This is a genomic window from Streptomyces sp. NPDC127114 (genome assembly GCF_042677525.1).
Lineage (GTDB): Bacteria > Actinomycetota > Actinomycetes > Streptomycetales > Streptomycetaceae > Streptomyces.
In genome coordinates this window covers 129,986-153,763 of record NZ_JBHXTJ010000005.1, presented here as the reverse complement: position 1 = coordinate 153,763, position 23,778 = coordinate 129,986, and the positions used below count along the sequence as shown (strand labels likewise).

The 23,778-nt window shown below is 71.5% G+C and carries 23 protein-coding genes and 1 tRNA gene; 9 read left to right on the top strand and 15 right to left on the bottom strand.

All coding sequences use genetic code 11. The annotated features are described in order from the left end of the window. Nucleotides 1-78: 78 nt before the first annotated feature. Nucleotides 79-882: an exodeoxyribonuclease III gene (locus ACFVGS_RS07580; protein WP_385691389.1), complete on the bottom strand. Its 804-nt coding sequence runs from the start codon at nucleotides 880-882 to the stop codon at nucleotides 79-81. A gap of 68 nt (nucleotides 883-950) precedes the next feature. Between ACFVGS_RS07580 and ACFVGS_RS07575 the strand changes: the two genes are divergently transcribed. Beyond that, nucleotides 951-1,442, top strand: coding sequence for a GNAT family N-acetyltransferase (locus tag ACFVGS_RS07575; RefSeq protein ID WP_384415814.1), 492 nt, complete (start codon nucleotides 951-953; stop codon nucleotides 1,440-1,442). Nucleotides 1,443-1,578: 136 nt separating this feature from the next. Then, the gene (locus ACFVGS_RS07570) at nucleotides 1,579-2,562 is read left to right on the top strand and encodes a trypsin-like serine peptidase (protein ID WP_385691385.1); all 984 of its coding nucleotides are present in this window, start codon (nucleotides 1,579-1,581) and stop codon (nucleotides 2,560-2,562) included. A 119-nt stretch (nucleotides 2,563-2,681) separates the two neighbouring features. Here ACFVGS_RS07570 and ACFVGS_RS07565 read toward each other — a convergent pair. The 7 genes from ACFVGS_RS07565 to galU all read right to left on the bottom strand — a co-directional run bounded on the left by ACFVGS_RS07565 (nucleotide 2,682) and on the right by galU (nucleotide 8,472). Beyond that, a tRNA-Ala gene (locus tag ACFVGS_RS07565) sits at nucleotides 2,682-2,755 on the bottom strand. 116 nt (nucleotides 2,756-2,871) lie between these two features. Next, on the bottom strand, nucleotides 2,872-4,065 hold the full coding sequence (gene glpR / locus ACFVGS_RS07560) for a gephyrin-like molybdotransferase receptor GlpR (RefSeq protein ID WP_384415809.1): 1,194 nt from the start codon (nucleotides 4,063-4,065) through the stop codon (nucleotides 2,872-2,874). Between the two features lie 146 nt (nucleotides 4,066-4,211). After that, entirely contained in the window at nucleotides 4,212-4,835 is a 624-nt protein-coding gene (locus ACFVGS_RS07555) for a GNAT family N-acetyltransferase (protein ID WP_384415806.1), read from the bottom strand. Further along, complete coding sequence (locus tag ACFVGS_RS07550) at nucleotides 4,832-5,359, bottom strand: molybdenum cofactor biosynthesis protein B (protein WP_384415915.1); 528 nt, start codon at nucleotides 5,357-5,359, stop codon at nucleotides 4,832-4,834. The genes ACFVGS_RS07555 and ACFVGS_RS07550 overlap by 4 nt, the downstream gene beginning before the upstream one ends. 77 nt (nucleotides 5,360-5,436) lie before the next feature. Continuing rightward, nucleotides 5,437-5,922 carry a cyclic pyranopterin monophosphate synthase MoaC gene (gene moaC, locus ACFVGS_RS07545; RefSeq protein ID WP_384415803.1) on the bottom strand — a complete coding sequence of 162 codons (486 nt, stop codon included), beginning with the start codon at nucleotides 5,920-5,922 and terminating at the stop codon, nucleotides 5,437-5,439. A gap of 221 nt (nucleotides 5,923-6,143) precedes the next feature. Continuing rightward, nucleotides 6,144-7,460 (bottom strand): gephyrin-like molybdotransferase Glp, encoded by a 1,317-nt coding sequence (glp, locus tag ACFVGS_RS07540; protein WP_385691524.1) that lies wholly within the window; start codon nucleotides 7,458-7,460, stop codon nucleotides 6,144-6,146. Between the two features lie 112 nt (nucleotides 7,461-7,572). Beyond that, a complete protein-coding gene (galU, locus tag ACFVGS_RS07535) occupies nucleotides 7,573-8,472 on the bottom strand; it encodes a UTP--glucose-1-phosphate uridylyltransferase GalU (protein ID WP_384415800.1) in 900 nt (299 codons plus the stop codon). 158 nt (nucleotides 8,473-8,630) lie between these two features. On the opposite strand from galU, the gene ACFVGS_RS07530 reads away from it, so the two are divergent. Next, complete coding sequence (locus tag ACFVGS_RS07530) at nucleotides 8,631-9,236, top strand: 5-formyltetrahydrofolate cyclo-ligase (RefSeq protein ID WP_384415798.1); 606 nt, start codon at nucleotides 8,631-8,633, stop codon at nucleotides 9,234-9,236. An 8-nt stretch (nucleotides 9,237-9,244) separates the two neighbouring features. Here ACFVGS_RS07530 and ACFVGS_RS07525 read toward each other — a convergent pair whose 3' ends face one another. Then, the gene (locus ACFVGS_RS07525; protein ID WP_385691381.1) at nucleotides 9,245-11,980 is read right to left on the bottom strand and encodes a penicillin acylase family protein; all 2,736 of its coding nucleotides are present in this window, start codon (nucleotides 11,978-11,980) and stop codon (nucleotides 9,245-9,247) included. Nucleotides 11,981-12,250: 270 nt separating this feature from the next. Between ACFVGS_RS07525 and ACFVGS_RS07520 the strand changes: the two genes are divergently transcribed. The 6 genes from ACFVGS_RS07520 (at nucleotide 12,251) to mscL (ending at nucleotide 18,200) form a co-directional block, all read left to right on the top strand. Next, the gene (locus tag ACFVGS_RS07520; protein WP_385691521.1) at nucleotides 12,251-13,774 is read left to right on the top strand and encodes a potassium/proton antiporter; all 1,524 of its coding nucleotides are present in this window, start codon (nucleotides 12,251-12,253) and stop codon (nucleotides 13,772-13,774) included. Nucleotides 13,775-14,019: 245 nt separating this feature from the next. Continuing rightward, nucleotides 14,020-15,300, top strand: a complete 1,281-nt coding sequence (locus ACFVGS_RS07515) for an MFS transporter (protein WP_385691379.1) — start codon at nucleotides 14,020-14,022, stop codon at nucleotides 15,298-15,300. A 68-nt stretch (nucleotides 15,301-15,368) separates the two neighbouring features. Further along, nucleotides 15,369-15,674 (top strand): FmdB family zinc ribbon protein, encoded by a 306-nt coding sequence (locus tag ACFVGS_RS07510; RefSeq protein WP_384415789.1) that lies wholly within the window; start codon nucleotides 15,369-15,371, stop codon nucleotides 15,672-15,674. A 237-nt stretch (nucleotides 15,675-15,911) separates the two neighbouring features. After that, complete coding sequence (locus tag ACFVGS_RS07505) at nucleotides 15,912-16,784, top strand: S-methyl-5'-thioadenosine phosphorylase (RefSeq protein WP_384415787.1); 873 nt, start codon at nucleotides 15,912-15,914, stop codon at nucleotides 16,782-16,784. A 330-nt stretch (nucleotides 16,785-17,114) separates the two neighbouring features. Further along, nucleotides 17,115-17,570: a hypothetical protein gene (locus tag ACFVGS_RS07500; RefSeq protein ID WP_385691375.1), complete on the top strand. Its 456-nt coding sequence runs from the start codon at nucleotides 17,115-17,117 to the stop codon at nucleotides 17,568-17,570. Nucleotides 17,571-17,684: 114 nt separating this feature from the next. Next, nucleotides 17,685-18,200, top strand: coding sequence for a large conductance mechanosensitive channel protein MscL (gene mscL / locus ACFVGS_RS07495; protein ID WP_384415781.1), 516 nt, complete (start codon nucleotides 17,685-17,687; stop codon nucleotides 18,198-18,200). A 19-nt stretch (nucleotides 18,201-18,219) separates the two neighbouring features. Here the strand turns inward: mscL and ACFVGS_RS07490 are convergent, their stop codons facing one another. The 6 genes from ACFVGS_RS07490 to ACFVGS_RS07465 all read right to left on the bottom strand — a co-directional run bounded on the left by ACFVGS_RS07490 (nucleotide 18,220) and on the right by ACFVGS_RS07465 (nucleotide 23,747). Beyond that, on the bottom strand, nucleotides 18,220-18,432 hold the full coding sequence (locus tag ACFVGS_RS07490; protein ID WP_384415778.1) for a hypothetical protein: 213 nt from the start codon (nucleotides 18,430-18,432) through the stop codon (nucleotides 18,220-18,222). A gap of 69 nt (nucleotides 18,433-18,501) precedes the next feature. Beyond that, nucleotides 18,502-18,921, bottom strand: a complete 420-nt coding sequence (locus tag ACFVGS_RS07485) for a hypothetical protein (RefSeq protein ID WP_384415775.1) — start codon at nucleotides 18,919-18,921, stop codon at nucleotides 18,502-18,504. After that, the gene (locus ACFVGS_RS07480) at nucleotides 18,918-19,610 is read right to left on the bottom strand and encodes a Rieske (2Fe-2S) protein (RefSeq protein WP_385691370.1); all 693 of its coding nucleotides are present in this window, start codon (nucleotides 19,608-19,610) and stop codon (nucleotides 18,918-18,920) included. Before ACFVGS_RS07480 ends, ACFVGS_RS07485 begins: the two co-directional genes overlap by 4 nt. Beyond that, nucleotides 19,607-20,206, bottom strand: coding sequence for a 4Fe-4S dicluster domain-containing protein (locus ACFVGS_RS07475; RefSeq protein ID WP_384415770.1), 600 nt, complete (start codon nucleotides 20,204-20,206; stop codon nucleotides 19,607-19,609). The genes ACFVGS_RS07480 and ACFVGS_RS07475 overlap by 4 nt, the downstream gene beginning before the upstream one ends. Before the next feature lie 8 nt (nucleotides 20,207-20,214). Next, nucleotides 20,215-22,527 carry a molybdopterin oxidoreductase family protein gene (locus ACFVGS_RS07470; protein WP_384415768.1) on the bottom strand — a complete coding sequence of 771 codons (2,313 nt, stop codon included), beginning with the start codon at nucleotides 22,525-22,527 and terminating at the stop codon, nucleotides 20,215-20,217. Next, nucleotides 22,524-23,747, bottom strand: a complete 1,224-nt coding sequence (locus tag ACFVGS_RS07465) for an MFS transporter (protein WP_385691368.1) — start codon at nucleotides 23,745-23,747, stop codon at nucleotides 22,524-22,526. The genes ACFVGS_RS07470 and ACFVGS_RS07465 overlap by 4 nt, the downstream gene beginning before the upstream one ends. Nucleotides 23,748-23,778: the final 31 nt, after the last annotated feature.

Here is a 23,778-nt window from a genome sequence, read left to right as displayed (position 1 = left end):
GAACCCGGCTGGAAAGCGGCCGGAAGAAGCGGCCCAGGGCCTACGGCCATGATCCGCCGGACAGGCCCTGGGCGGTGTCTAGAGCGCGTAGACCGCCGTGACCGGCGCGTGGTCGCTCCACCGCTCCGCGTGGGTGGCCGCCCGCTCGACGTACGCCTTGACGGCCTTCGCGGCGAGCCCGGGCGTGGCGACCTGGTAGTCGATGCGCCAGCCGCTGTCGTTGTCGAAGGCGCGGCCGCGGTAGGACCACCAGGAGTAGGGGCCCTCCTGGTCGGGGTGAAGGGCGCGGACGACGTCCACGTAACCGCCGTCGCCCTCGTCGAAGACCCGGCTCAGCCAGGCCCGCTCCTCCGGCAGGAAGCCGGCGTTCTTCTGGTTGGCCTTCCAGTTCTTCAGGTCGGCCTCGCGGTGGGCGATGTTCCAGTCGCCGCAGACGACGACCTCGCGGCCGTCGGCGGCGGCGCGCTCCTTGAGCTCCTTCAGGTACGGCAGGAAGGCGTCCATGAAGCGGATCTTCTCGTCCTGCCGCTCGGTGCCGACCTCGCCCGAGGGCAGGTAGAGGCTGGCGACGGTGACGCCGGGCAGGTCGGCCTCGACGTACCGCCCGCCGGCGTCGAACTCCGCGACGCCGAAGCCGATCCGCACCGCGTCGGGCTCACGCCGGGTGTAGAGCGAGACCCCCGCGCGGCCCTTGGCGGCGGCGGGCGCGTGGGCGGTGAACCAGCCCGCCGGGGCGCGGACCTCGGCGGGCAGCTGCGCCTCCTCGGCGCGCACTTCCTGCAGGCAGACCACATCGGCGGAGGTCCCGGCCAGCCATTCGACGAAGCCCTTCTTGGCGGCGGCTCGGAGACCATTGACATTCGCGGACGTCACAGTGAGCATCCCGGGAGAATACCGACACCGGACGTCGGCACCCGCCTGACACTTCGCATAGATGTACGATTTCCCGCATGGATATACGCACCAGTTCCTTCGACCACCCGGACGCGGTCAAGCTCAACGACGCCGTGCAGCTGGAGTACGCCGAGCGCTACGCGGATGACGACGGCGACGGTGAGGGCGATCTCACACCCCTCGACGCGTCGATGTTCGTCCCGCCGCTGGGCCTCTACCTCCTCGCGTACGACCGGCAGGACCGGCCCGTCGCGTCGGGCGGCTGGCGCACGCAGGACGCGAACGACGAGGGCTACGCGGACGGCGACGCGGAGCTGAAGCGCATGTACGTGGTCCCCGAGGCCCGCGGCCTGGGGCTGGCGCGCCGCATCCTGGCCGCCCTGGAGGCCGACGCCCGCGCGGCCGGCCGCACCCGCATGGTCCTGGAGACCGGCACCGCCCAGCCGGAGGCCATCGCGCTCTACACCTCCAGCGGCTACGAGCCGTGCGCGAAGTTCGGCTACTACCGCGACTACCCGAACAGCCGCTGCTTCGCGAAGCCGCTGTAGGTCCGGTCGCCCGGAGCGCGAAATGGCGATGACGCGCTCCTGACAAATTCTTCCGGCTCTGGCACGCTGCCCACGCACGAGCACGTCGATCCGCACCGTTCTCATCCCCCACCTGCCTCGGCAGAAGGAGACATGCGTGAGACGCCATCGCTTCGCCACAGCCGTCCTGTTGACCGCCGGCGCCCTGTTCGCCGGCGGGCTGGCCACGACGGGGGCCGCACAGGCGGCCGGCAACACCGGCCACTCGTTCACCGCCGCGCAGCAGCGCGACGCCGCCGCCTTCTGGATCCCGGACCGGATGCGGTCGGCGACACCGCTGGACCTGAAGACCACTCCCGGCGCCCTGCGCCAGGTCCCCCGCGCGGCCACCCCGACGACGATCGCGCCGACCACGAGCACCGCGACCGGCGCGGCCGCGTCGGCCGTCACACCCACCGCGTTCCCGCAGGCGGGCGGGGCGTGGGCGGGCGGCGGCGCGGTGGTGAAGACCTCCGGCCGGGTCTTCTTCACCTTCCAGGGCCGTACGGCCTCCTGCTCCGGCAACGCGGTCACCAGCCAGAACGCCAGCACCGTCATCACCGCCGGCCACTGCGTGAAGTACCAGGGCGCCTGGCACACCAACTGGGTCTTCGTCCCGGCGTACGACAACGGCAGCGCGCCCTACGGCCAGTGGACGGCCACCAAGACGCTCACCACCCCGCAGTGGGAGGCGAGCGAGGACATCAACTACGACGTCGGCGCCGCGGTCGTCGCCCCGCTGAACGGCCGGACCCTCACGTCGGTCACCGGCGCGCAGGGCATCCAGTTCAACGGCGGCTACAACAAGGCGATGTACGCCTTCGGCTTCCCGGCGGCCTCACCGTACGACGGCACGAAGCTGATCTACTGCGCGGGCAACTCCTCGAAGGACTTCCTGTTCTCCCAGGACCACTCGCTCGCCTGCAACATGACGGGCGGCTCCAGCGGCGGCCCCTGGTTCACGTCCTTCAACGAGACCACCGGCACCGGCCTGCAGTCCTCGGTGAACAGCTTCGGCTACACCTTCCTGCCCAACCGCATGTTCGGCCCGTACTTCGGCACGGACGCCCAGAACCTCTACAACAAGGCTCAGACGTCCTGACCTTCGGGCCGCGCGCAGAAGCGGAGATCCCGTAAGGCGAAGATCCCGCGAAAGCGAAGATGCCGCGAAAAGCGAAGATCCCGTCCGATCTTTCGATCGGACGGGATCTCCGTCGTCTGTGGACCTGAGGGGATTCGAACCCCTGACCCCCTCGATGCGAACGAGGTGCGCTACCGGACTGCGCCACAGGCCCCTGCGACGTGTGAAACATTAGCATCCCGACCGGCGTACGAGGAAATCCGTTCCTCCGCAGGTCAGCGACCTCTGCTTCCGGCAGGCGGCCGGGCGGGTGGCCCGGCCGCCGACCGGTCACTCGTTGGCCGCGCGGGGGCGGTCGTCGTCCGCGTACTGGTCGAAGAGCGGCGTGCGGCCGTGGTCGCGGCGGCCGCGCGGCGGCGTGGTGCGCTGGCGCGGGGCCGGCGCGGGGGCCGGGACCGGGTCGGCCGCCGTGGACGAGCGGGCCGAGCTCCAGGTCTCCGGGTCCGTGACGTCGACGCCGCCCGAGGCGCGCGGGGCGACCGGCGCGGTGACGTACGTGGGGAGCGGGACCGGGACCGGGTCCCAGCTGTCGCCGCGGGCCGGGCCGCGCTCGCGCTGCTGGTCGACCCACTCCGCGTGGTCCGTCTGCTCCACCAGCGCCCGGCGGTCGGCCTCCTGCGGGGAGACGGACGGCTCGGCGGGCCGGTCCTGCGCGGGTTCCGGCTCGGGCGTCGGGGCCGGGCGGCGGCTCTCGCGCAGCCGGGCCGCGGCGGCCTCCGCGTTGCGCCGGTCCATCACGTACACGAACCGCCGCCGCTCCTGGGCGCGCAGATAGACGATGTACGCGCTGAGGAGCACGGCCGGGACGCCGGGGGCCCACAGGAAGGCGAGGCCGCCGACGGCCGCGACGACGGCGCCGAGCGTGAACGCCAGGAAGAGGATCACGGTGGTGCGCCGCCGCCGGGCGAGGACCTTGGTCCTGCGGGCGCGCTCGGCCGCCGCACCGGCGCCCGCCGCGGCGGCGCCGGCGTGGCGGGCGGAGGCCTGGGGCTTGGCGGCCGGAGCGGAGGCCGAAGCCTGCGCCGGGGCCTTCGCCTGGGCCTGCCCTTGCGCCTGTGCCTGTGCGTGTGCGTGTGCCTGCGCGTGTGCGGACGCCGGGGCGGACGCCTGCGGAGGCGCCTGCGCCGAGGCCGGGGCCTGGGCCGGGTCGGGGACCTCCATGCGGGCTTCCGTCCTGGCCGCGGGCGCGCAGAAGCCCCGGACGTCGACCGAGCTCAGTTGCTCGGTCTCCGCGTCCGGGTCCACGTCGGGCGCCGCGTGGTCCGCCGCACGGTCCCGGTCCCTGAGCTCCCTGGCGTAACGGCGCTCCATGCCCGCCCGTCCGGACAGCAGCCGGATGGCGGTGCTGAAGCGTTCCGTCGGACGGGCCTCGTTCAGCTCGTCCTGCCTGCGGAGCCACATCGGCACCAAGTAGGCGGCCCAGGCCCCGACGATGACTGCGTAGATGAGGCCGCTGCTGCTCACGCCTCACACGGTAGAGGGGTTCGGGTGAGGGCATCGGCCAATTGGCCCGGTGTGTCGCACGATCTGGCTGATATCACTGAACTTTTTTGTGATTGTTCAGATCGATTGGCGCTCAACTGCCGATCAAATTCGAACACTTATGGGAATTACTGGTGCTGCCGACGGGACTGCGCCTGATGCCAGCGACGCAGCAGACCTTCCGGCACCTCTTCCGCCGTGAGCGCGAAGACCAGGTGGTCACGCCAGGCGCCGTCGATGTGGAGGTAACGCGGCCGCAGCCCCTCCTCGCGGAATCCCAATTTCTCCACGACCCGCCGCGAGGGGCCGTTCTCCGGGCGAATGCACACTTCCATCCGGTGCAGTCCGACCGTACGGAAACAGTGGTCGACGGCGAGCGCGACCGCCGTCGGCATCACACCTCGGCCCGCCACGTCACGGTCGACCCAATAACCCACGTGCGCGGAGCACATCGAGCCCCAGGTGACGCCCGCCACCGTCAACTGCCCGACCAGGCGCCCCTGGTACTCGATCACGAACGGCAGCATCCGCCCCGCGTTCGCCTCCGCCCGCAGGTGGCGCACCATCTGACGGTACGTGGGGCGCTGCGTCACCGGCCCGCCCGGGCCAGGCGGCGGAACGGTCGCCTCCCACGGGCGCAGCCAGTCGCGGTTGCGCCGGTTCACCTCGCGCCAGGCCCGCTGGTCGCGCATCTTTATGGGGCGGAGCAGCACGTCGCCGTCCACCAGGACCACGGGCCAGGACGGGATCATGACTCCGGACCCGCTTCCGCCGCGGGTCTCGGGTGGTCACCGCCGCGGATCTGGTCCACGGCATGGATCAGCAACGGCTCCAGGACCGCGAGCCCGTCCCGTACCCCGCCCGTCGAACCGGGCAGGTTGACGATCAGCGTGCCGCGCGCGACGCCCGCGAGGCCGCGCGACAGCGCCGCCGTCGGCACCTTCTCCCGGCCGTACGCGCGGATCGCCTCCGGGATGCCCGGGATCTCCCGGTCCAGGAGTCGCCGGGTGAGCTCGGGCGTCTCGTCGGTGGGCGAGATGCCGGTACCGCCCGTCGTCACGATGGCGTCGTACCCGGCCTCGATTCCGGCCCGGAGGGCCGCCTCGACGGGCGCGCCGTCCGGCACGACCTGCGGCCCGTCCACGGCGAAGCCCATCCCGCGCAGCGCCTCCGCGATCAGCGGACCGCCCTTGTCCTCGTAGACACCGGCGGACGCGCGGTTGGAGGCGGTGACGACGAGCGCGGAGTACGGGGCGGTGAGGGCGGGGCCGCCCACGGCCTCGGGCGCTGCCTGCGCCTCGTGGTCGCGGTGCTCGTGGTGCTCGTGCGCGCCCGCCACCCTGCCCGCGCGGGTCACGACTCGCTCCGCGTCCAGTGGCCGGACTTGCCGCCCGTCTTCTCCTCCACCCGTACGTCGGAGATGACCGCGCCCTTGTCGACCGCCTTGACCATGTCGACGACGGTCAGAGCCGCCACCGACACCGCCGTCAGGGCCTCCATCTCGACACCCGTGCGGTCGGTGGTCTTCACCGTCGCCAGGATCTCGACGGCGTCGTCGGCGACCGTCAGGTCCAGCGTCACGCCCGAGACGGCCAGCGGGTGGCACAGCGGGATCAGGTCGGGGGTCTTCTTCGCGCCCATGATCCCGGCGATGCGGGCGGTGGCCAGCGCGTCGCCCTTGGGCACGCCCTCGCCGCGCAGCAGCTCGATCACGCGCGGCGAGACGAGGACCCGTCCGCTGGCGCGGGCGGTACGGGCGGTGACGTCCTTCGCGGAGACGTCGACCATGCGGGCCGCCCCCGCGTCGTCGATGTGGGTGAGTCCTTGCTGCGTGCTCATGGCCGTGACACTCCCGGTCGCTGTGTGGGACGACACGGTACCCCCACCACCGCCCGTCCACCGGATCAGGACCAGGTGGTGGTCACCCGACCGGTCACCGGACGGGCCGGCCTGCCACCCGCCCGGCGGCCCGGGGCACCGGTGCGTGGCCCGAGGCGACGGCCTCGCCGACTGTGCGCGGCCCGGCGCAGCCCGGCGCAGCCCGAGGTCCCGCCCCGGTCTCACCCGAGGAGCAGCACGTCCAGCTCGGTGCCGGGCTCCACCTCCGTCGCCTCCTCCGGTACGACGAGCAGCGCGTCCGCGTGCGCGAGCGCCGCGATCAGATGCGAGCCCGAACCGCCCACCGGGGCGACCGTGCCCGACTCGGCGTCGTACGTCCCGCGCAGGAACTGGCGCCGCCCGGCCGGCGAGGACAGCGCGCGGTCCGCCTTGAGCACCGCCCGGACCCGGGGCCGCTGGGCGTCGGGCCGGTCACCGAGGCCCATCAGGGCCCGGATGGCGGGCCGTACGAACAGCTCGAAGGAGACGTACGAGGACACCGGGTTGCCCGGCAGCGCGAGCAGCGGGGTGTGCTCGGGGCCGATCATGCCGAAGCCCTGCGGCTTGCCCGGCTGCATCGCCAGCTTGCGGAAGTCGACCTCACCGTCGGCGGTCAGCGCCTCCTTCACCACGTCGTACGCACCGACGCTCACGCCGCCCGTGGTGACGATCAGATCGGCCCGGATCAGCTGGTCCTCGATGGCGGCGCGCAACGACTCGGCGTCGTCGGCGACCGCGCCGACCCGGTAGGCCAGCGCTCCGGCGTCCCGCGCGGCGGCGGCGAGGGCGAAGCTGTTGGAGTCGTAGATCCGGCCCTCGGTCAGCGGCTCGCCGGGCTGGGTGAGCTCGCTGCCGGTGGAGATCACCACCACCCGCGGTCGGGGCCGCACGCGCACGGTGCCGCGGCCGATCGCCGCGAGCAGGCCGATCTGCGGCGGGCCGAGGACCGTGCCGGCCGCGAGCGCCAGCTCTCCGGCCGTGACGTCGCTGCCGCGCGCCCGGACGTGGGCGCGGGCCTCGGCGGGGCGGTGGACGCGGACCTCGCCCTCGGCGCCCTCGGGCGCGGCGCTGGCCGGGCGCATCGTGCCGGCCGCGCCTCCGCCGGTGCCGCCGTCGGTCCATTCGACGGGGACGACGGCCTCGGCGCCGGGCGGCAGCGGGGCGCCGGTCATGATCCTGGCGGCCTGGCCGGGGCCGACCTCGGGCAGGCCGCCGGCCCCGGCGGCGACGTCGCCGATCACGGTCAGGACGGCGGGGAACTCCTCGCTCGCCCCGGCCACGTCGGCGACCCGCACCGCGTACCCGTCCATGGAGCTGTTGTCGAAGGGCGGCAGCGCCACCGGCACCGTGACGTCCTCGACGAGGACGCAGCCCTGGGCGTCGGGCAGTTGCAGCTCGATGGGCTCGAGCGGGGCGACCGCCGCCAGGATGTCGGCCAGGTGCTCGTCGACGGACCACAGGCCCCGGGCCGGACCCGCGCAGGGGTCGCCGGCCCCCAGGCCGGAGTGGCCGTGGTCGTGACCCTCGGCGTCGCCGTGGCCCCCGCCGTGACCATGGGCGTGGCCATGGCCCTCGTGGGCCGACGGTGCCGTACCGCTGCTGCTCAAGGTGCTACATCTCCTCGCTGACGTAACTGCGGAGCCAGGTCCGGAAGTCCGGCCCCAGATCATCACGTTCGCACGCCAGTCTGACAATGGCACGCAGATAGTCGCCGCGGTCGCCGGTGTCGTAGCGGCGGCCCTTGAAGACGACACCGTGCACCGGCCCGCCGGCCCGCTCGTCCTGGACGAGCTTCTGCAGCGCGTCGGTCAGCTGGATCTCGCCGCCGCGGCCGGGCCCGGTCTCCCGCAGTATCCCGAAGACGGCGGGGTCGAGGACGTACCGGCCGATGATCGCCAGGTTGCTCGGCGCCTCCGACGGCTCCGGCTTCTCCACCAGGCCCGTCACCTTCACGACGTCCGACTCGCCGGTCGGGCCGACCGCCGCACAGCCGTAGAGGTGGATCTGCGAGGGCTCGACCTCCATCAGCGCGATCACGCTGCCGCCGAAGCGCTCGCGGACCTCGACCATGCGGGCCAGCAGCGGGTCGCGCGGGTCGATCAGGTCGTCGCCGAGCAGCACGGCGAAGGGCTGCTCACCGACGTGCGGCGCGGCGCACAGGACCGCGTGGCCGAGGCCGCGGGGATCGCCCTGGCGCACGTAGTGCATGGTCGCCAGGTCGCTGGACTCCTGGACCTTGGCGAGCCGCTCGTCGTCGCCCTTGCGGACGAGGGCCTCCTCCAGCTCGTAGTTGCGGTCGAAGTGGTCCTCGAGCGGGCGCTTGTTGCGGCCGGTGATCATCAGGACGTCGGAGAGCCCGGCGGCGACGGCCTCCTCCACGACGTACTGGATCGCCGGCTTGTCGACGACCGGCAGCATCTCCTTCGGCGTCGCCTTGGTGGCCGGCAGGAACCGGGTGCCGAGACCGGCGGCCGGGATGACAGCCTTTGTGATGGACGGCGTCTGAGTCATGCGGAGCACCCTAGCCGTTCGGTATGGGAAGGAAATGAGGAAAAGCCGAGAAAAAGCTGCGAAAACGCTGCGAGGACACCATGGGAAAGACATGGCTCTCGTGCGGTTTCTCAACTCTCGTACCGCTACCGCCCGATACAAGAGGAATACGAGCCGTTTTGACCGCTGACACGACCGAGGAACCGACCGAGAAGGCGCTCTTGCGCCGCGCCCTGCTCACCGCCCGGGCCGCCCTGGCCGACGAGGACCGGGCGCGATCGGCGCGGCTCCTGGCGGAACACGCGCTGGAGCTCGCCGAGCTGGCGGAGGCGGACACCGTCGCCGCCTATGTGTCGGTGGGGCGCGAGCCGGGCACCCGCGTGCTGCTCGACGCGCTGCGCGAGCGCGGCGTACGGGTCCTGCTGCCGGTTCTGCTGCCCGACAACGATCTGGACTGGGCCGTGTACGAGGGCGCCGAGCGGCTGGTGAAGGCGGGCCGCGGGCTGCTCGAACCGGCCGACGGGCGCCTCGGTCCCGAGGCGGTGTGCGCCGCGGACGCGGTGCTGCTGCCGGGACTCGCGGTCGACGGCCGCGGAATGCGCCTCGGACGCGGCGGCGGTTCGTACGACCGCGTCCTCGCCCGGCTCGCGCGGGCCGGGGCGGATCCGGCGCTGGTGGTGCTCCTGTACGCGAACGAGGTGGTCGCGCAGGTCCCGGAGGAACCGCACGACCACCCCGTCCACGCGGTGGTGACCCCGGAGGGGGTCAGGCGCTTCGCGCGCTGAGGAGCCGGCTACGGCTCCAGCTTGAGGGTGTCCTGGGTGGTGGCCTCGACCGCCCCCTGCCCGTAGGACCAGTCGAGCAGCTCGCCCTTCACCCACTTGTCCGTCTGGTCGGTGTAGTGGCCGTGGAAGGCGTGACCGGAGGCGCCGGTGAGGTTGATCCACCGGGACTTGTCCCAGTCGCCGACGTTGACGACCATCCGCATCGACGGCACCCAGATCACCTCGTAGCCGCCGGCCGCGTTCCAGCCGGTGGCGTCGACGGCTGCCTCACCGCCACCGAGGTTCCACGGGCCGCGGTTGAGCAGCGCCTGCACGAAACCGGGGCCGGCGGTGCCGAGGGTCTGGTTCTTCAGGGTCAGCTGGTGCAGCCGGCCCCAGCTCCAGGTGGAGACGTCCTTGCCGAGCTTGGCGGTCAGCTCCCAGCGGGCGTCCTTCATGGCCTGGGCGAGCAGCTGGTCACGGGTCTCGGTGGCGGCGTTCAGCCGGTCGCCCGGCGTCTTCCACCACTCGCTCTTCTCCTTCTCGAGCAGCGGGCGGACCACCTCGTACCAGCGGTCGCCGCCGTCCGGCTGCGCGGTCTCGGGGTCGCGCTCGCCGCACTCGGGCACCAGCTTGCCCTGCTCGTCGACCGGGCCGGTGGTGTCGACGACGCGCACGTTGATGCACTCGCCCTCGACGCGCAGCTCCTTGGGCAGCTTGTTGCCGAAGGCCAGCTTGAGGACGTTGCGCCAGACCGCGTTGAAGTACGCGGCGGCTGCCGAGTCCGGCTCCTGGGTGTAGTCCCAGCCTTCGAGGAGCTTCTGCGCCTCGCGGACCTGCGGGTCGGCGATGTCGATCTTCAGCAGGAGCGGGTTGAGCAGGGTCGCGATCTCGCTGCGGTTGTCCATCTGCATGGTCTGCATGTCGTCCGGCGAGATCTTGCCGCCGTCCTTGATCTTCGACTCGATGAGGTCGTTGATCCGCTGGCTGCGCGAGCCGTAGCCCCAGTCCCTGGTGAGGAGGTAGGGGTACTTCTTCTCGTCGATCACGGCCTGATTGGCGGTGACGATGTAGCCGCGCTTCGGGTTGTACTCGTAGGGCAGCTCGGCGAGGGGGATGTAGCCCTTCCAGTCGTACGAGGAGTCCCAGCCGGGCGCGGGCAGGGTGCCGTCGTAGTTCGCGGCCTTGCTGCGGACCGGGATCTTGCCGGGCGCCTGGTAGCCGATGTTGCCGGCGGTGTCGGCGTAGACGAGGTTCTGCGACGGGACCTCGAAGTCCTTCGCGGCGGCGCGGAAGGCCTGGAAGTCCTTCGCGCGGTTGAGCTCGAAGACGGCGTCCATCGACTTGCCGGGCTGCAGCGCGGTCCAGCGCAGCGAGACGCCGTACCCGCTGGTGCCGCGGTCGGGTGCGGCGTTGCCGACGGGCGCGGTCTTGCCGACCTTCTCGAGTTCGGTGGAGCGGTCGGAGACCAGCGGGCCGTGTTCGGTGGAGCGGACCTTGATGAGGCGGTCGGCCTCGCCGGCGACCTTGATGGTCTCGTCGCGGGTGATGAACGGCTTGGTCTTGCCGTCCACGACGTAGCCGTCGGTGCCGACCTTCTCCAGGTACAGGTCGGTGACGTCGGCACCGAGGTTCGTGAAGCCCCAGGCGATGGAGTCGTTGTGGCCGATGATCACGCCGGGCGTGCCGGAGAAGGTGTAGCCGGCGACGTCGTAGCGGCAGGTCGCGGAGACGGAGCGGCAGTGCAGGCCCATCTGGTACCAGAGGGACGGCAGCATCGGCGAGAGGTGCGGGTCGTTGGCGAGCAGCGGCTTGCCGGAGGTCGTGTACGCCCCGGAGACCACCCAGGAGTTGGAGCCGATGCCGTTGCCGTTGGGGCCGATGAGGGCCGGGATCTCGTCGAGGGTGTCGGACAGCGCGGCGAGCTGGGACTGGATCCCGCCCTGCGAACCGCCGCCCGCGGTGGCCGTGCCGTCGTCGCCGCTCTTCGCCTGGGCCTTGGGGTCGAACTTGCCGGTGCTCTTGTCGACGGCGCCGCCGTCGACGATCGGCTGGTGCAGCTCGTACGGGTAGCCCGGGTAGAGGTCCTTGATCTGGCCCGGCTCCAGCCGGCCGGCCATCAGGGAGCGGTCGATCTCGTCCTGCATGTTGCCGCGCAGGTCCCAGGCCATCGCCTTGAGCCAGGCCACGGAGTCGACCGGGGTCCAGGGCTCGATCTCGTACTCGTTGGTGAAGGCCAGGGCCGCGTACTCGACGGAGACGTCGGACGGGTCCTTGTCCTTGAGGTAGGCGTTGACGCCCTCGGCGTAGGCCTGCAGGTTCTTCTTGGTCTCCGCCGAGAGGACCTTGTCGTACTCCTGCTGGGCGACCCGGCGCCAGCCCAGCGTGCGCAGGAAGGCGTCCGTGTCGACCTGGCCCCTGCCGAACATCTCGGACAGGCGGCCGGCCGTCATGTGACGGCGGACGTCCATCTCGTAGAAGCGGTCCTGCGCCTGGACGTAGCCCTGCGCGCGGAACAGGTCGGCCTCGCTGTCGGCGTAGATCTGCGGGACGCCGTAGGCGTCGCGCTTGACCTCGACGGGGCCGGAGAGCGCGTCGATCCGGATCGTGCCCGTCGTCTGCGGGAACGAGCCGCGGACGGTGCTGACGCCCCAGTACCCCCCGTACCCGATGCCCGCGAGCAGCGCGAGGACCAGGACGAGGACGATCAGGCGGGCGCGCCGCCCCTTCTTCTTGGCGGGGGGCGCGGTCGTGTTGGAGGGCATCGCTGTCCTTCGAGGGGCAGGGTGGTCCTGGAGTACGGGAGCAACCTTAGGCGCAGCCTCCGGAGGGCCCGGACGCGGTGTCAGGAAGAGGACCGTTCTTAGCCGTACTGGTGTGCGATGCAACACCAAGGAGTCGTCAAGGATGCGTTAAAGATTAGGTAAGGTAACGAAGTACCGGTGCCGGAGGAACGATCGGCCGGCACATGCGAGGGGAAGGAACGGCCACTGACTGTCCACCAGCTCAACGAACTCCTGCTCATCTGCTCGCTCGTGCTGCTCGTCGCCGTCGCGGCGGTGCGCATCTCGTCCCGGAGCGGGCTCCCCAGCCTCCTCCTCTACCTCGGGATCGGGATCGCCATCGGGCAGGACGGCATCGGCAACGTCGCCTTCGACAACGCCGAACTGACCCAGGTGATCGGTTATGCCGCACTTGTGGTGATCCTGGCCGAGGGTGGCCTGGGCACCAAGTGGAAGGAGATCGAACCCGCGTTGCCCGCGGCGGTCATGCTCTCGACCGTCGGCGTCGCGGTGAGCGTGGGCATCACGGCCTCGGCCGCCCATTACCTCGTCGGCCTGGAATGGCGGCAGGCCCTCATCATCGGCGCCGTCGTCTCCTCCACGGACGCCGCCGCCGTCTTCTCCGTCCTGCGCAAGGTGCCGCTGCCGTCCCGCGTCACCGGCGTCCTCGAAGCCGAGTCCGGCTTCAACGACGCCCCCGTCGTCATCCTCGTCGTCGCCTTCTCCACCGTGGGCCCCGTCGACTCCTGGTACCTCCTCGTCGGCAAGATCGCCCTCGAACTCGCCATCGGTGCCGCCGTCGGCCTCGCTGTCGGCTTCGCCGGCGCTTACGGGCTGCGCCACGTCGCCCTGCCGGCCTCCGGCCTCTACCCGATCGCCGTCATGGCCATCGCCGTCGTCGCCTACGCCTCCGGCGCCATGGCCCACGGCTCCGGCTTCCTCGCCGTCTACCTGGCGTCGATGGTGCTCGGCAACGCCAAGCTGCCGCACGCCCCGGCCAACCGGGGCTTCGCCGAGGGCCTCGGCTGGATCGCCCAGATCGGCATGTTCGTCCTGCTCGGCCTGCTCGTCACCCCCCATGAGCTCGTGCACGACTTCTGGCCGGCGATCGTCATCGGCCTGGTCCTCACCGTGATCGCGAGGCCGATGGAGGTCCTCGTCAGCCTCCTCCCCTTCCGCATCCCCTGGCAGGAGCAGGCCCTGATGTCCTGGGCCGGCCTGCGCGGCGCCGTCCCCATCATCCTGGCCACCATCCCGATGGTGTCCGAGATCGAGGGCAGCGAGCGGATCTTCAACATCGTCTTCGTGCTGGTCGTCGTCTACACCCTGGTCCAGGGGCCGACCCTGCCCTGGCTGGCCACGGCCCTGAAGCTCGGCGACCAGGGCGAGGCCGCCGACCTGGGCGTCGAGTCCGCTCCCCTGGAGCGGCTGCGCGGACACCTCCTCTCCGTCTCCGTCCCGGAGGGCTCCAAGATGCACGGCGTCGAGGTCGCCGAGCTCCGCCTGCCCGCCGGAGCCGCCGTCACCCTGGTCGTCCGGGACGAGAAGAGCTTCGTCCCCAGTCCCGCCACCGTGCTGCGGCGCGGCGACGAACTCCTCGTCGTCGCCACCGACCCGGTCCGCGACGCCGCCGAACGCCGGCTCCGCGCCGTCGGCCAGGGCGGAAAGCTGGCCGGCTGGCTCGGCACGGGCGGCGCCACTGCCGCCGCCCCGGACCAGGACCAGACCGGCCTCCGCCGCCCCTTCCGGAAGCCCGGCAAGCGAACATCCGGTTAATCCCAGGCATTAATTCGGGTCGTAGGACGCTTTCCCAGGCGGGAAGACGCCCTTCCCTGTACCATGAAGGCACACTAGATCGAACCAACTCTGCCTGACGCAGAGCTGGCGCGACCGTATGGCGGCCGAGGCGCCCTCCGCAGTGGAGCCCGGTATCTACCGCAGTTCCGCGCAAGAGGACAGCTCTCGGCGACGCCCGCACCACCGTGCACGGCCCGCTACCAGGCGGCAGAAAGGCATGGACCGTGGTGTCCACGGTCGTCTCCGAGAAGCGGCCCGGGTACGGGCAGCTGCTGCGCACACCTGGCGCACTCTCCTTCCTCCTGCCGGGCTTCGCCGCCCGTCAGCCGTTCGCGATGCTGACCATCGGCATCGTCCTGCTCGTCCAGCACACCACCGGCTCCTACGGCACCGCGGGCGCCGTCGCCGCCGTCACCGGTGTCTCCATGGCGCTGTTCGCTCCGCAGAGCGGCAAGCTCGCCGACCGCTTCGGCCAGCGGGCCGTCCTCGTACCCGGTGTACTGATCCACACCGCCTCCGTCTCCCTTCTCGTCGCGCTGGCGCTCGCCGGCGCCCCGCTGTGGGCCCTCTTCCTCGCGGCCATCCCCTCCGGCGCCTCGGTGCCGCAGGTCGGCCCGATGGTCCGCGCCCGGTGGGCCGCCAAGCTGGACGGCACGCCCCTGATGCCGACCGCCGCCGCGTTCGAGTCGGTCACCGACGAGTTCACCTTCGTCGTCGGCCCGGTCCTCGCGACCGCCCTCTGCACCGGCGTGCACCCGGCGGCCGGTCTGATCACCGAAGCCGCGCTCACCCTGGTCGGCGGCCTGTTCTTCGCCGCGCAGCGCCGCACCCAGCCCGCCCACGGCCTGGCCGCCGCGGCCGGCCACGCCGACGGCGAACCGCACCGCTCGGCCCTGTCCATCCCCGGCGTCCGGGTCCTGGTCATCGCCTTCCTCGGCATCGGCTCGGTCTTCGGCGGCATGCAGGTCTCCCTCACCGCCTTCTCCGAGGAGATCGGCAACCCGGGCGCCAACGGCCTGCTGTACGGCGTCTTCGCCGCCGGCAACATGCTCGCCGGCATCGCCATGGGCGCCGTCGCCTGGAAGATCGGCCCGCGCCGTCGTCTGATCCTCGGCTACGCCGGTCTCACCGTCGCCGCCTCCCTTCTGTGGTCCGTCCACTCCGTCCTGCTGCTCGGCGCCCTCGGCCTGGTCGTGGGCCTGTGCATCGCCCCGGCCCTGATCACCGGCTACACGATCGTCGAGACCCTGGTCCCGGCCTCCTCCCGCACCGAGGCCTTCACCTGGCTGACCGGCGCCGTGGCGCTGGGCCAGGCCGCCGCCGTCACCGTCGCCGGCCGGCTCGCCGACGCCCACGGCGCCAGCACCGGATTCCTGGTGCCGATGGCGGGCACGCTGCTCGCCCTCGTCACCCTGGTCGCCCTCCGCTCGCGGCTCCTGCCCCGCACGACGAGCCGGGTCGCGGCACGTGGTATCGGTCACCGAGTTCCCGTGGCGGTGGACTGAACCGGCGGAATACGTCACTATGGATCGTCGTTAGCACTCGATGAGTGTGAGTGCCAGGAGGAAGACAAGTGCCGACCTACCAGTACCAGTGCACCGAGTGCGGCGAGGGCCTCGAGGCGGTGCAGAAGTTCACGGATGACGCTCTGACCGAGTGCCCGAACTGCAAGGGACGCCTCAAGAAGGTGTTCTCCGCGGTGGGCATCGTGTTCAAGGGCTCCGGCTTCTACCGCAACGACAGCCGTGGTGCGTCGTCCAGCAGCTCGCCCGCGTCGTCGAAGACCTCTTCGTCGTCCTCCTCTTCGTCGTCGACGTCTTCCTCGTCCTCCTCGGACGCGAAGCCCGCGGCCACGTCGAGCTCCACGCCGGCGGCCTGACCTCCGTTCCGCTTGTTCTTCCCGGTGCCCCGTCGCCTCGCGCGACGGGGCACCGGCGTATCTCCGGCCACGTCCGACCTGCGCGGCCCGCGACCGAGCCTGCCGGCTGGCCTGCCGCCTGAGCCTGCCGACCGACCTGCCGACCCGAGGTCTGCCGCCTGGGCCTGCGGGCAGGGCTGCAGGACAGGCTTCCGGCACCGGGCATGCAGGGCAGGCGGGGCGGCTAGGGTGACGGCCATGGCGACCCAGACGACTGGCCCGACGGCGGACTCGTACGCGGACATCGGTGTGATCGGCGGCTCCGGGTTCTACTCCTTCCTGGACGATGTGACCGAGGTGTCGGTCGACACCCCGTACGGCAGCCCAAGCGACTCCCTTTTCCTCGGCGAGATCGCCGGTCGGCGGGTGGCCTTCCTGCCCCGGCACGGCCGCGGCCACCACGTGCCGCCGCACCGGATCAACTACCGCGCCAACCTGTGGGCCCTGCGGTCCCTGGGCGTGCGCCAGGTCCTCGGACCCTGTGCGGTCGGCGGACTGCGCGAGGAATACGGGCCTGGCACCCTCGTCGTCCCCGACCAGCTGGTCGACCGGACGAAGGCCCGCGCGCAGACCTACTTCGACGGAGAACCACTGCCGGCGGCCTGGGGCGGTGCCATACCCAACGTGGTCCATGTGACCTTCGCCGACCCCTACTGCCCTGACGGGCGCCGGGTGGCCCTCAAGGCCGCCCGCGGGCGGGGCTGGGAACCGGTCGACGGCGGCACGATGGTCGTCGTCGAGGGCCCCCGCTTCTCCACGCGCGCCGAGTCGCGCTGGCACGCGGCCGCGGGCTGGTCGGTGGTCGGCATGACCGGCCACCCCGAGGCCGTACTCGCCCGGGAACTGGGACTCTGCTACACCTCCCTCGCACTGGTGACGGATCTGGACGCGGGCGCGGAGACCGGGGACGGTGTCTCACACACCGAGGTCCTGCGCGTGTTCGGCGAGAACGTCGGCCGGCTGCGCGACGTGCTCTTCGACGCGGTCGGCGCGCTCCCCGCGACGATCGACCGGGACTGCCTGTGCACGCGGGCCCACGACGGGTGGGACCTGGGGATCGAACTGCCCTGAACCTCGGGGCCGGGGGGGTCGGGGCCGGGTGAGGATCGGCCGCCCGCGAGGACCAGACTGACTCAAGCGTCCCCGACCCCGCCCCACCCCGGCAATCGCTCGCGGGGGTGAGGAAGTTATCCACAATCGCCTGGTTGTCCACAGGCCCGAGCGGGATCGCGTCGGGTGCGGGACGGTGGTCGCGGTTCGCCGGACGGTCCGGTGAACGGCCACGTCACGACAGGCGGTTGCGCGATGACCACGGACTCGAGCCGCACGGACTCCTGCCTTCCCCATACCCGCACCTCGGTGCCGGCGCCCTGCGGTGTTCCCCTCTTCGATCCTCTGCGCGTGCGCGGCGCGAGGCTGCGGCTGCGCCGGGCCCTGCGTCGCAGGCGGCGGGCGCCCGCCACGGTCCTCGCGATGACGGCCGCCGCGCTCGCGGCGGCCGGCGTCGCCGGAGCCGACGACCCGGCCCCGCAGCCGCCTCCGCCGCCGGCGCGCAAGGCGCATCGGCCGGTCGCGGTGCCGCTGGTGTCGGCCCCGGTGCGGATCGCCGACGCGGCGACCGTGCGGCTGCTCAGGCCCGGTGACCGCGTGGACGTGATCGCCGCGGCCAACTCACCGACGGGCGAGGGCGGCGAGGCCCGGGTGGTGGCCTCGGGCGCCCGGGTGGCCGAAGTGCCGAAGCCGGGTGAGACTCGTTCGGACGGTGGGGCCCTGGTCGTCCTGTCCGTTCCACGGTCGACGGCGACGGTTCTCGCCGGGGCGAGCATGACGTCCCAACTGGCGGTGACGCTGTGCTGATTCGTACTGACGGTCTGTCAAGTAACCGTCCCGTGTGTACGGATTGGACGCCTTCGCGCCAGTCACGGCGTAATGGCTCCGCACAGTGCAGCACACGCGACGAAAGGCACCTCGGTGGCCGAGAAGAAGGAAAGCTTGCTGGGAGGCTTCAAGGCCTTCCTGATGCGCGGGAACGTGATCGACCTGGCGGTGGCGGTCGTCATCGGTGCCGCGTTCACCAACATCGTGAACTCGGTTGTCAAGGGCATCATCAACCCGCTCGTGGGTGCTTTCGGCACGAAGGACCTCGAAGGCTACGCGTCCTGCCTCAAGGACCCGTGCCGGGTCGTGAACGGCGAGATGCAGGGCATCCAGATCCAGTGGGGTCTCGTCCTCAGTGCCGTCCTGAGCTTCCTCATCACGGCGGCCGTCGTCTACTTCCTGATGGTCCTGCCCATGGCGAAGATCCTCGCGAAGCGCGCTGCGCACGAGAAGGCGAAGGAAGGCGTCCAGGAGACCCTGGAGGTCAGCGAGCTGGAGGTGCTGAAGGAGATCCGGGACCACCTGGTCTCCCAGCGCGGTCCGGTCGTGAACAACACGGGCGTGGCGTCAGCGCCCAGCGGCGGCAGCGGGGCGCACTCCACCTCCTGACCGGCGGCTCGCGTCGGCGTCAGAGATGGTGCGGCGGCTTCTCGTCGAGGAAGCGCGCGAGGTCGGCGGCGCTGCCGCCGGCCGGAGGCCGCTCGCCCCACCCGCGGTCCGTATCGTCCGCGGACTGCTGGTCCAGTGGATCGTCGAAGATCAGTGCCGGCCTGTGTTCGGGTTCGGGGACGGTGTCGGACTGCTTCGCTGCTCGCGGGCCGTGGGCGGGGGCGGTGCTCATGTCTTCAGGGTACGCCGGGATCACCGCCCCGTACCCCTTCGATGCGCCGGCTGATCAGCGGGATTCCGCTCAGCGGTCCTTCGGGTCGAGCAGCCACAGGCCGAGGACGACGAGGAACGACAGGACGAGGAATCCCGCGCCCCACCAGGCGGTCCCGGTGTCGCCGGCCATCCACTCGTCGACCACGATGGTCAGCCCCCAGAGTTGGCCGATGACCACGGTCAGGGCGAGGGCGAGGCGGGCCGACAGCTTGGAGGAGCGCTCGGGTTCCTGCTCGGTGCCGGCGCCCGGGCCGGGCCCGGTGTGGCGGATACGGGGGTCGCCGTAGCCGCTGGTGGGACGGATCTGCGGGTAGCGCTCGTGGACCGGGCGGTTGAGGCGCGGCTGGGCACTGCCGGGGGTGTAGAGGGGACGGGGCGGCAGGGTCTCCGGCATCTCGGCGGAGCCGCCTGGGGCGCCCGGGTCCTTGGGGAACGGCGTGTCGGTCATGTCCTTCGGGTCCTCTCCGCGGCACTGCCGCCGGTGCCGGGACAGCCGAGGCGTTCGGCGAGGTCGGGCCGGTCCTCGCCGAGCTGGCGGCACAGGCCTTCCTGGACGCTCTCGCCGGAGCGGGTGGTGCCCACGGCCCAGACGCTGCCGTCCGCCTCCTCGACCAGGAGCACCTTCGGCAGGGCGCGGGGCGGCGGGCCGGCGGTGACCTCTCCGGTGCGGGCGTCGAAGACGCCCTCGTGGCAGGGGCAGTACAGCTCGCCCTCGCTCCCCCGGTCGCTGCGCCACAGGACGGCGCAGGCCAGGTGTGTGCAGACGGCGGAGTAGCCGGCGAGGGTGCCGTCCTGGAGGCGGATGGCGACCGCGCGGTCCTCCTCGTCGGGGTAGCGGAAGGCGATCGAGTCGCCGGGCAGAAGCTGATCGGCGATCTTCTTCGGCTCGGGTGCTCCGTCGTCGCTGTCGCCGTGCCGGTGCAGGATGCCGGAGGCGACGCCGATGCCGCCGACGGCGAGGCCGCCGGAGACGGTGGCGACGATCCGCAGGTAGTCGCGGCGGGTGGTCAGCGAGTCGGCGGCGATCCGGTCGCGGAGGGCTGCCTGGGCGGCGTCGGCCGGCCGGTCCCCGTCGGCCGGGTCGGCAGGGTCGGTTGCCGCGCCGGCGCCGTCCGGGGGCTGTGCGGTGAGGCTCATCGGACATCCACTCCGTTGACTTCGACGATGGGCAGACCGCCGGGGACCGGCCACTGGACTTTGTCGGCGGGGACGACCATCGCCACTCCGGTGGAGATGGTGGTGGACCCGAAGGTGAAGGAGTCGGCGACCTGGACGCCGGGGCGTTCGGCACGGAGTTCGTCGAGGGTCCCGTAGAAGAGGGCGCCGGTGGGGCAGACGGTGGCGCACATGGGGGCGAGGCCGTAGGCGGTGCGGTCGTAGCAGAGGTTGCACTTCATCTGCAGCTTCGCCTGGAGGTCGATCTTCGGGACACCGAAGGGGCAGGCGTTGACGCAGTTGGCGCAGCCGATGCAGCGGGTGGTGTCGGCCTGCTGCACCACGCCGTCGGCGGTCACCAGGATCGCGTCGGCGGGGCAGACCTCGGCGCAGGGGGCGACGGGGTCCTCGCAGTGCATGCACACGGTGGGAAGGGAGGCGACGGAGTACCCCTCGTCGGGGTAGTCGAGGTGGATCATCGACTTGCCGCGGTGCGAGTCGCATTCGCGGCAGGCGGAGACGCAGGCCTGGCAGCCGATGCAGCGGCCGGGGTCGATGAAGATCGTGCGGCCCATCATGTGCGGTGTCAGCTCCTCTCCGAGGTGCCACGGCCCTGTGGGGACGTGGGCGGCAGGGGGTCGTCGCGGGAGATCTGCGTCTCCGGATAGGCGACCTGGCCGGGTCCGGTGGGCGGCGCGGGGACCTCGTCGATCCGTTCGGCGGCCTCGATGCGGGCGGCACAGACCTTGTACTCGGGGATCTTGGAGCGGGGGTCGAGGGCGTCGATGGTCAGCGCGTTGGCGGCGGTGGGCACGGGCCAGTGGTAGGGGACGAAGACGGTGTCGGGGCGGATCGCCTCGGTGACCAGTGCGGGGAAGACCTCGCTGCCGCGGCGGGTGACGACGCGGACCGGGTCGCCGTTGCGGAAGCCGTGGGAGGGGTGGACCTCGACCCAGGGGCGGGGGGTCTGCTCGACGAGGGCGCCCAGGCGTCGGGTCTGGTTGCCGGAGAGGAAGTGGGCGACGGTGCGGCCGGTGGTGAGGGAGAGGGGGTACTCCTCGCTGTACGGGTCCATGGGCGGGTGCCATTCGACGACCTGCATGTGGATCTTGCCATCGGCGTGGTAGGTCCGGCCGTCCTCGAAGAGGCGGGGCGTGCCGGGATGGTCGGTGGAGGGGCAGGGCCAGGCGATGCCGCCGGTCGCCTCGAGCCGCTCGTAGGTGATGCCGTAGTAGTCGTTGACCGTTCCGGCCGACGCGATGCGCAGCTCCTCGAAGACGGCGCGGGAGTCGGGGAAGGCGAACTTGTCGCCGACGCCGAGGCGCTTGGCGAGCTCGCACATGACCCAGGTGTCGGTGCGGACGCCGGCCGGCGGTTCCTGGGCCTTGTTGTGCTTGACGACGCGGGCTTCGGCGTTGGCCATGACGCCCTCGTCCTCGGCCCACACGGTGACGGGGAAGACGACGTGCGCGTTGGCGGCGGTCTCGGAAAGGAAGAAGTCGAATTGGGCGTGGAACTCGATGGTGTCGTAGCCCTCCTTCACCGTGGCGTAGTTGGGGAGCGAGACGAAGGGGTTGTTGCAGATGCCGATGAGGCCGCGGATCTCGCGGCGCTGCATCTGCCAGACCATTTCCATCATGGAGGTGCCGGCGGGTGGCAGCTCGGATTCGTCGATGCCCCAGATCTCGCAGATCTGGCGGCGGTGTTCGGGGTCGGAGATGGAGCGACCGCCGGGCAGGAGGTCGGACTTCTGTCCGTGCTCGCGGCCGCCCTGGCCGTTGCCCTGGCCGGTGATGGTGCCGTAGCCGGCGCCGGGGCGGCCGAGGTTCCCGGTGGCGACGCACAGGTTGATGATCGTCAGGCAGTTCTCGACGCCCTGGGAGTGGTGTTCGACGCCGCGGGCGTGCCAGGCCATGGCCTTGTCGGCGCCGGCGAACATGCGGGCGACCTGGACGATCTGCTCTTCGGGGACGCCGCAGATCCGGGCGGAACGGGAGGGCGGATAGTCGGCGACGGTCTTCTTCACCTCCTCCCAGCCGGTGGCGTGGGCGGCGAGGTAGGCCTCGTCGGTGAGGCCCTCGGCGACGACGACGTGGAGGACGGCGTTGAAGAAGGCGGAGTCGGTGCCGGGCTTCAGTGCGACGTGGACGTCGGCGGTGCGGGCGATGGCGGTCTGGCGCGGGTCGACGACGATCAGGGTGGCGCCGCGGTCCCGGGCTCCCCAGAGGTACTGGGTCATCACGGGGAAGCATTCGCCGACGTTGGAGCCGGCGATGAGGAGGCAGTCGGTGAGGAGGATGTCGGAGAAGGGGTTGCCGGCCCGGTCGATGCCGAAGGAGAGCTTGTTGGCCCCGGCGGCGGAGACCATGCACAGCCGGCCGTTGTAGTCGACGTGCCGGGTCTTCAGGGCGACGCGGGCGAACTTGCCGACGAGATACGTCTTCTCCGAGAACAGGCTGGCGCCGCCGAGCAGCCCGAAGGCGTCGTTGCCGTACTCGGTCTGGATGCGGCGGATCTCGGAGACGGTGAAGTCGAGCGCTTCCTCCCAGCTCGTCTCCCGGAAGGGCTCGTCGCGGTTGCGGCGCATGAGCGGGGAGGTGAGCCGATCCGGGTGGTTGACCTGCTGATAGGCGTTGATGCCCTTGGGGCAGAGCCGCATCCGGTTGATGTCGTGGTTGCGGGGCTCCACGCCGAAGACCTTGCCGCCGTGATCGACGCGCAGATACATGCCGCACTGCACGCCGCAGAAGCAGCAGTGGGTGGGGACGAGGGTCTCGCCGTTCTGGTCGGCGTGCCAGCGGTCGGCGGGGATCCCTCCGGCGTCACGGAAGTTGCGGGTACCGGGCGGGGCGACGGAAGGGTCAAGAGGCAGCTGCTGCCCGGCGTGCGCGTGCGTCACTTGAAGCCTTTCTTGACGTGGCTGAGGTAGGCGTTGCCCCGGAGGACCCGCTTGCAGCGGGGGCAGTACTCGGTCCACTCGTCGAAGCCGAGGCGGAGGTCGCGCATGGTGCCCCGGAGGTTCTGGACGTAGGGGGCGGTGTCGATGGGCCGGCCGCAGCGTCGGCACGGGAGGAGGCCGGGGTCGGAGCCGTCCGCGGCGGCCACGGCGCCCGTCACGGCGGCGGCGCCCGTCGCGGCGGCGGCACCCGTCGCGGCGGCGGCTCCCGCCGTGGCCGGGTCGGCGTCGCCGGCCTTGCGACGGGAGGTGTATTTGAACAGCTGCATGCCGACGGCGGCGGGCCGCTGGACGATGTGGAAGAACTTCCCGAACGGGATGTAGATGAGGGTGAAGACCACCGACACCATGTGCAGGATCGCCAGGAACTCGTAGCCACCGCCGTGCAGGAAGATCGAGGAGAAGGTGAGCAGCAGGCCGGTGACGGAGATGACGATCAGCGCGATCAGCGGGACCAGGTCGTAGGCGAAGCGCTGGCCGGTGATGGCTCCGCGGTCCTTCATCCGCCGCCACAGGAAGTAGCAGGCGCCGGGGATGACGAGGACGGCGGCGATGTCGAGGCCGTGGAACATCAGCCAGCCGACGATGTTCAGCGAGTCGAAGCCGAGGACCTTGAAGCCCCAGATCCGCATCTCGTAGCCGGGGCCCGAGCCGGTGGAGGAGGTGAAGGTGAACCAGCCCCAGGTGAGCGGAAAGGTGATGAGGGCTGCGAGGACGCAGCCCCAGAAGATCAGCTGGTGGGCGGCCCAGCGGGCATGCGAGCGGGCGCCGAGGAACTTCTGGAAGCCGAGGTAGGTGGCGATCATCCGGGGTAGGGCGGTGGGCGCCCTGCGGAAGTTCTCGGCCGAGAAGAAGGCGCGCCAGCCCTGCTTGAACAGGCGGCGGGCGCCCGGCGCGGACACCCACACGGTGTAGCGGTAGGCGACGCCGAAGGCGAGGAAGACGGTCGCCACCGCGTACGTAAGGAGGGCCGAGTCGAAATCGCGCAGCAGCCGGCTGCCGAAGACGATCGCGAGGATCAGCAGCACGGAGACGGTGACACCGGCGAGGGTGGCACGGCGGCGCACCTGGGCGGGGGTCTGCGGCGCCCGCTCGGTCGGGGCGGGCGGCGGCTCGACGGGGGCCTGCGGTGGCTCGGGAGGGGCCTGCGGTGGCTCGATCACGCGGCCACGATAGAAGTGTTCATCCGCGTAT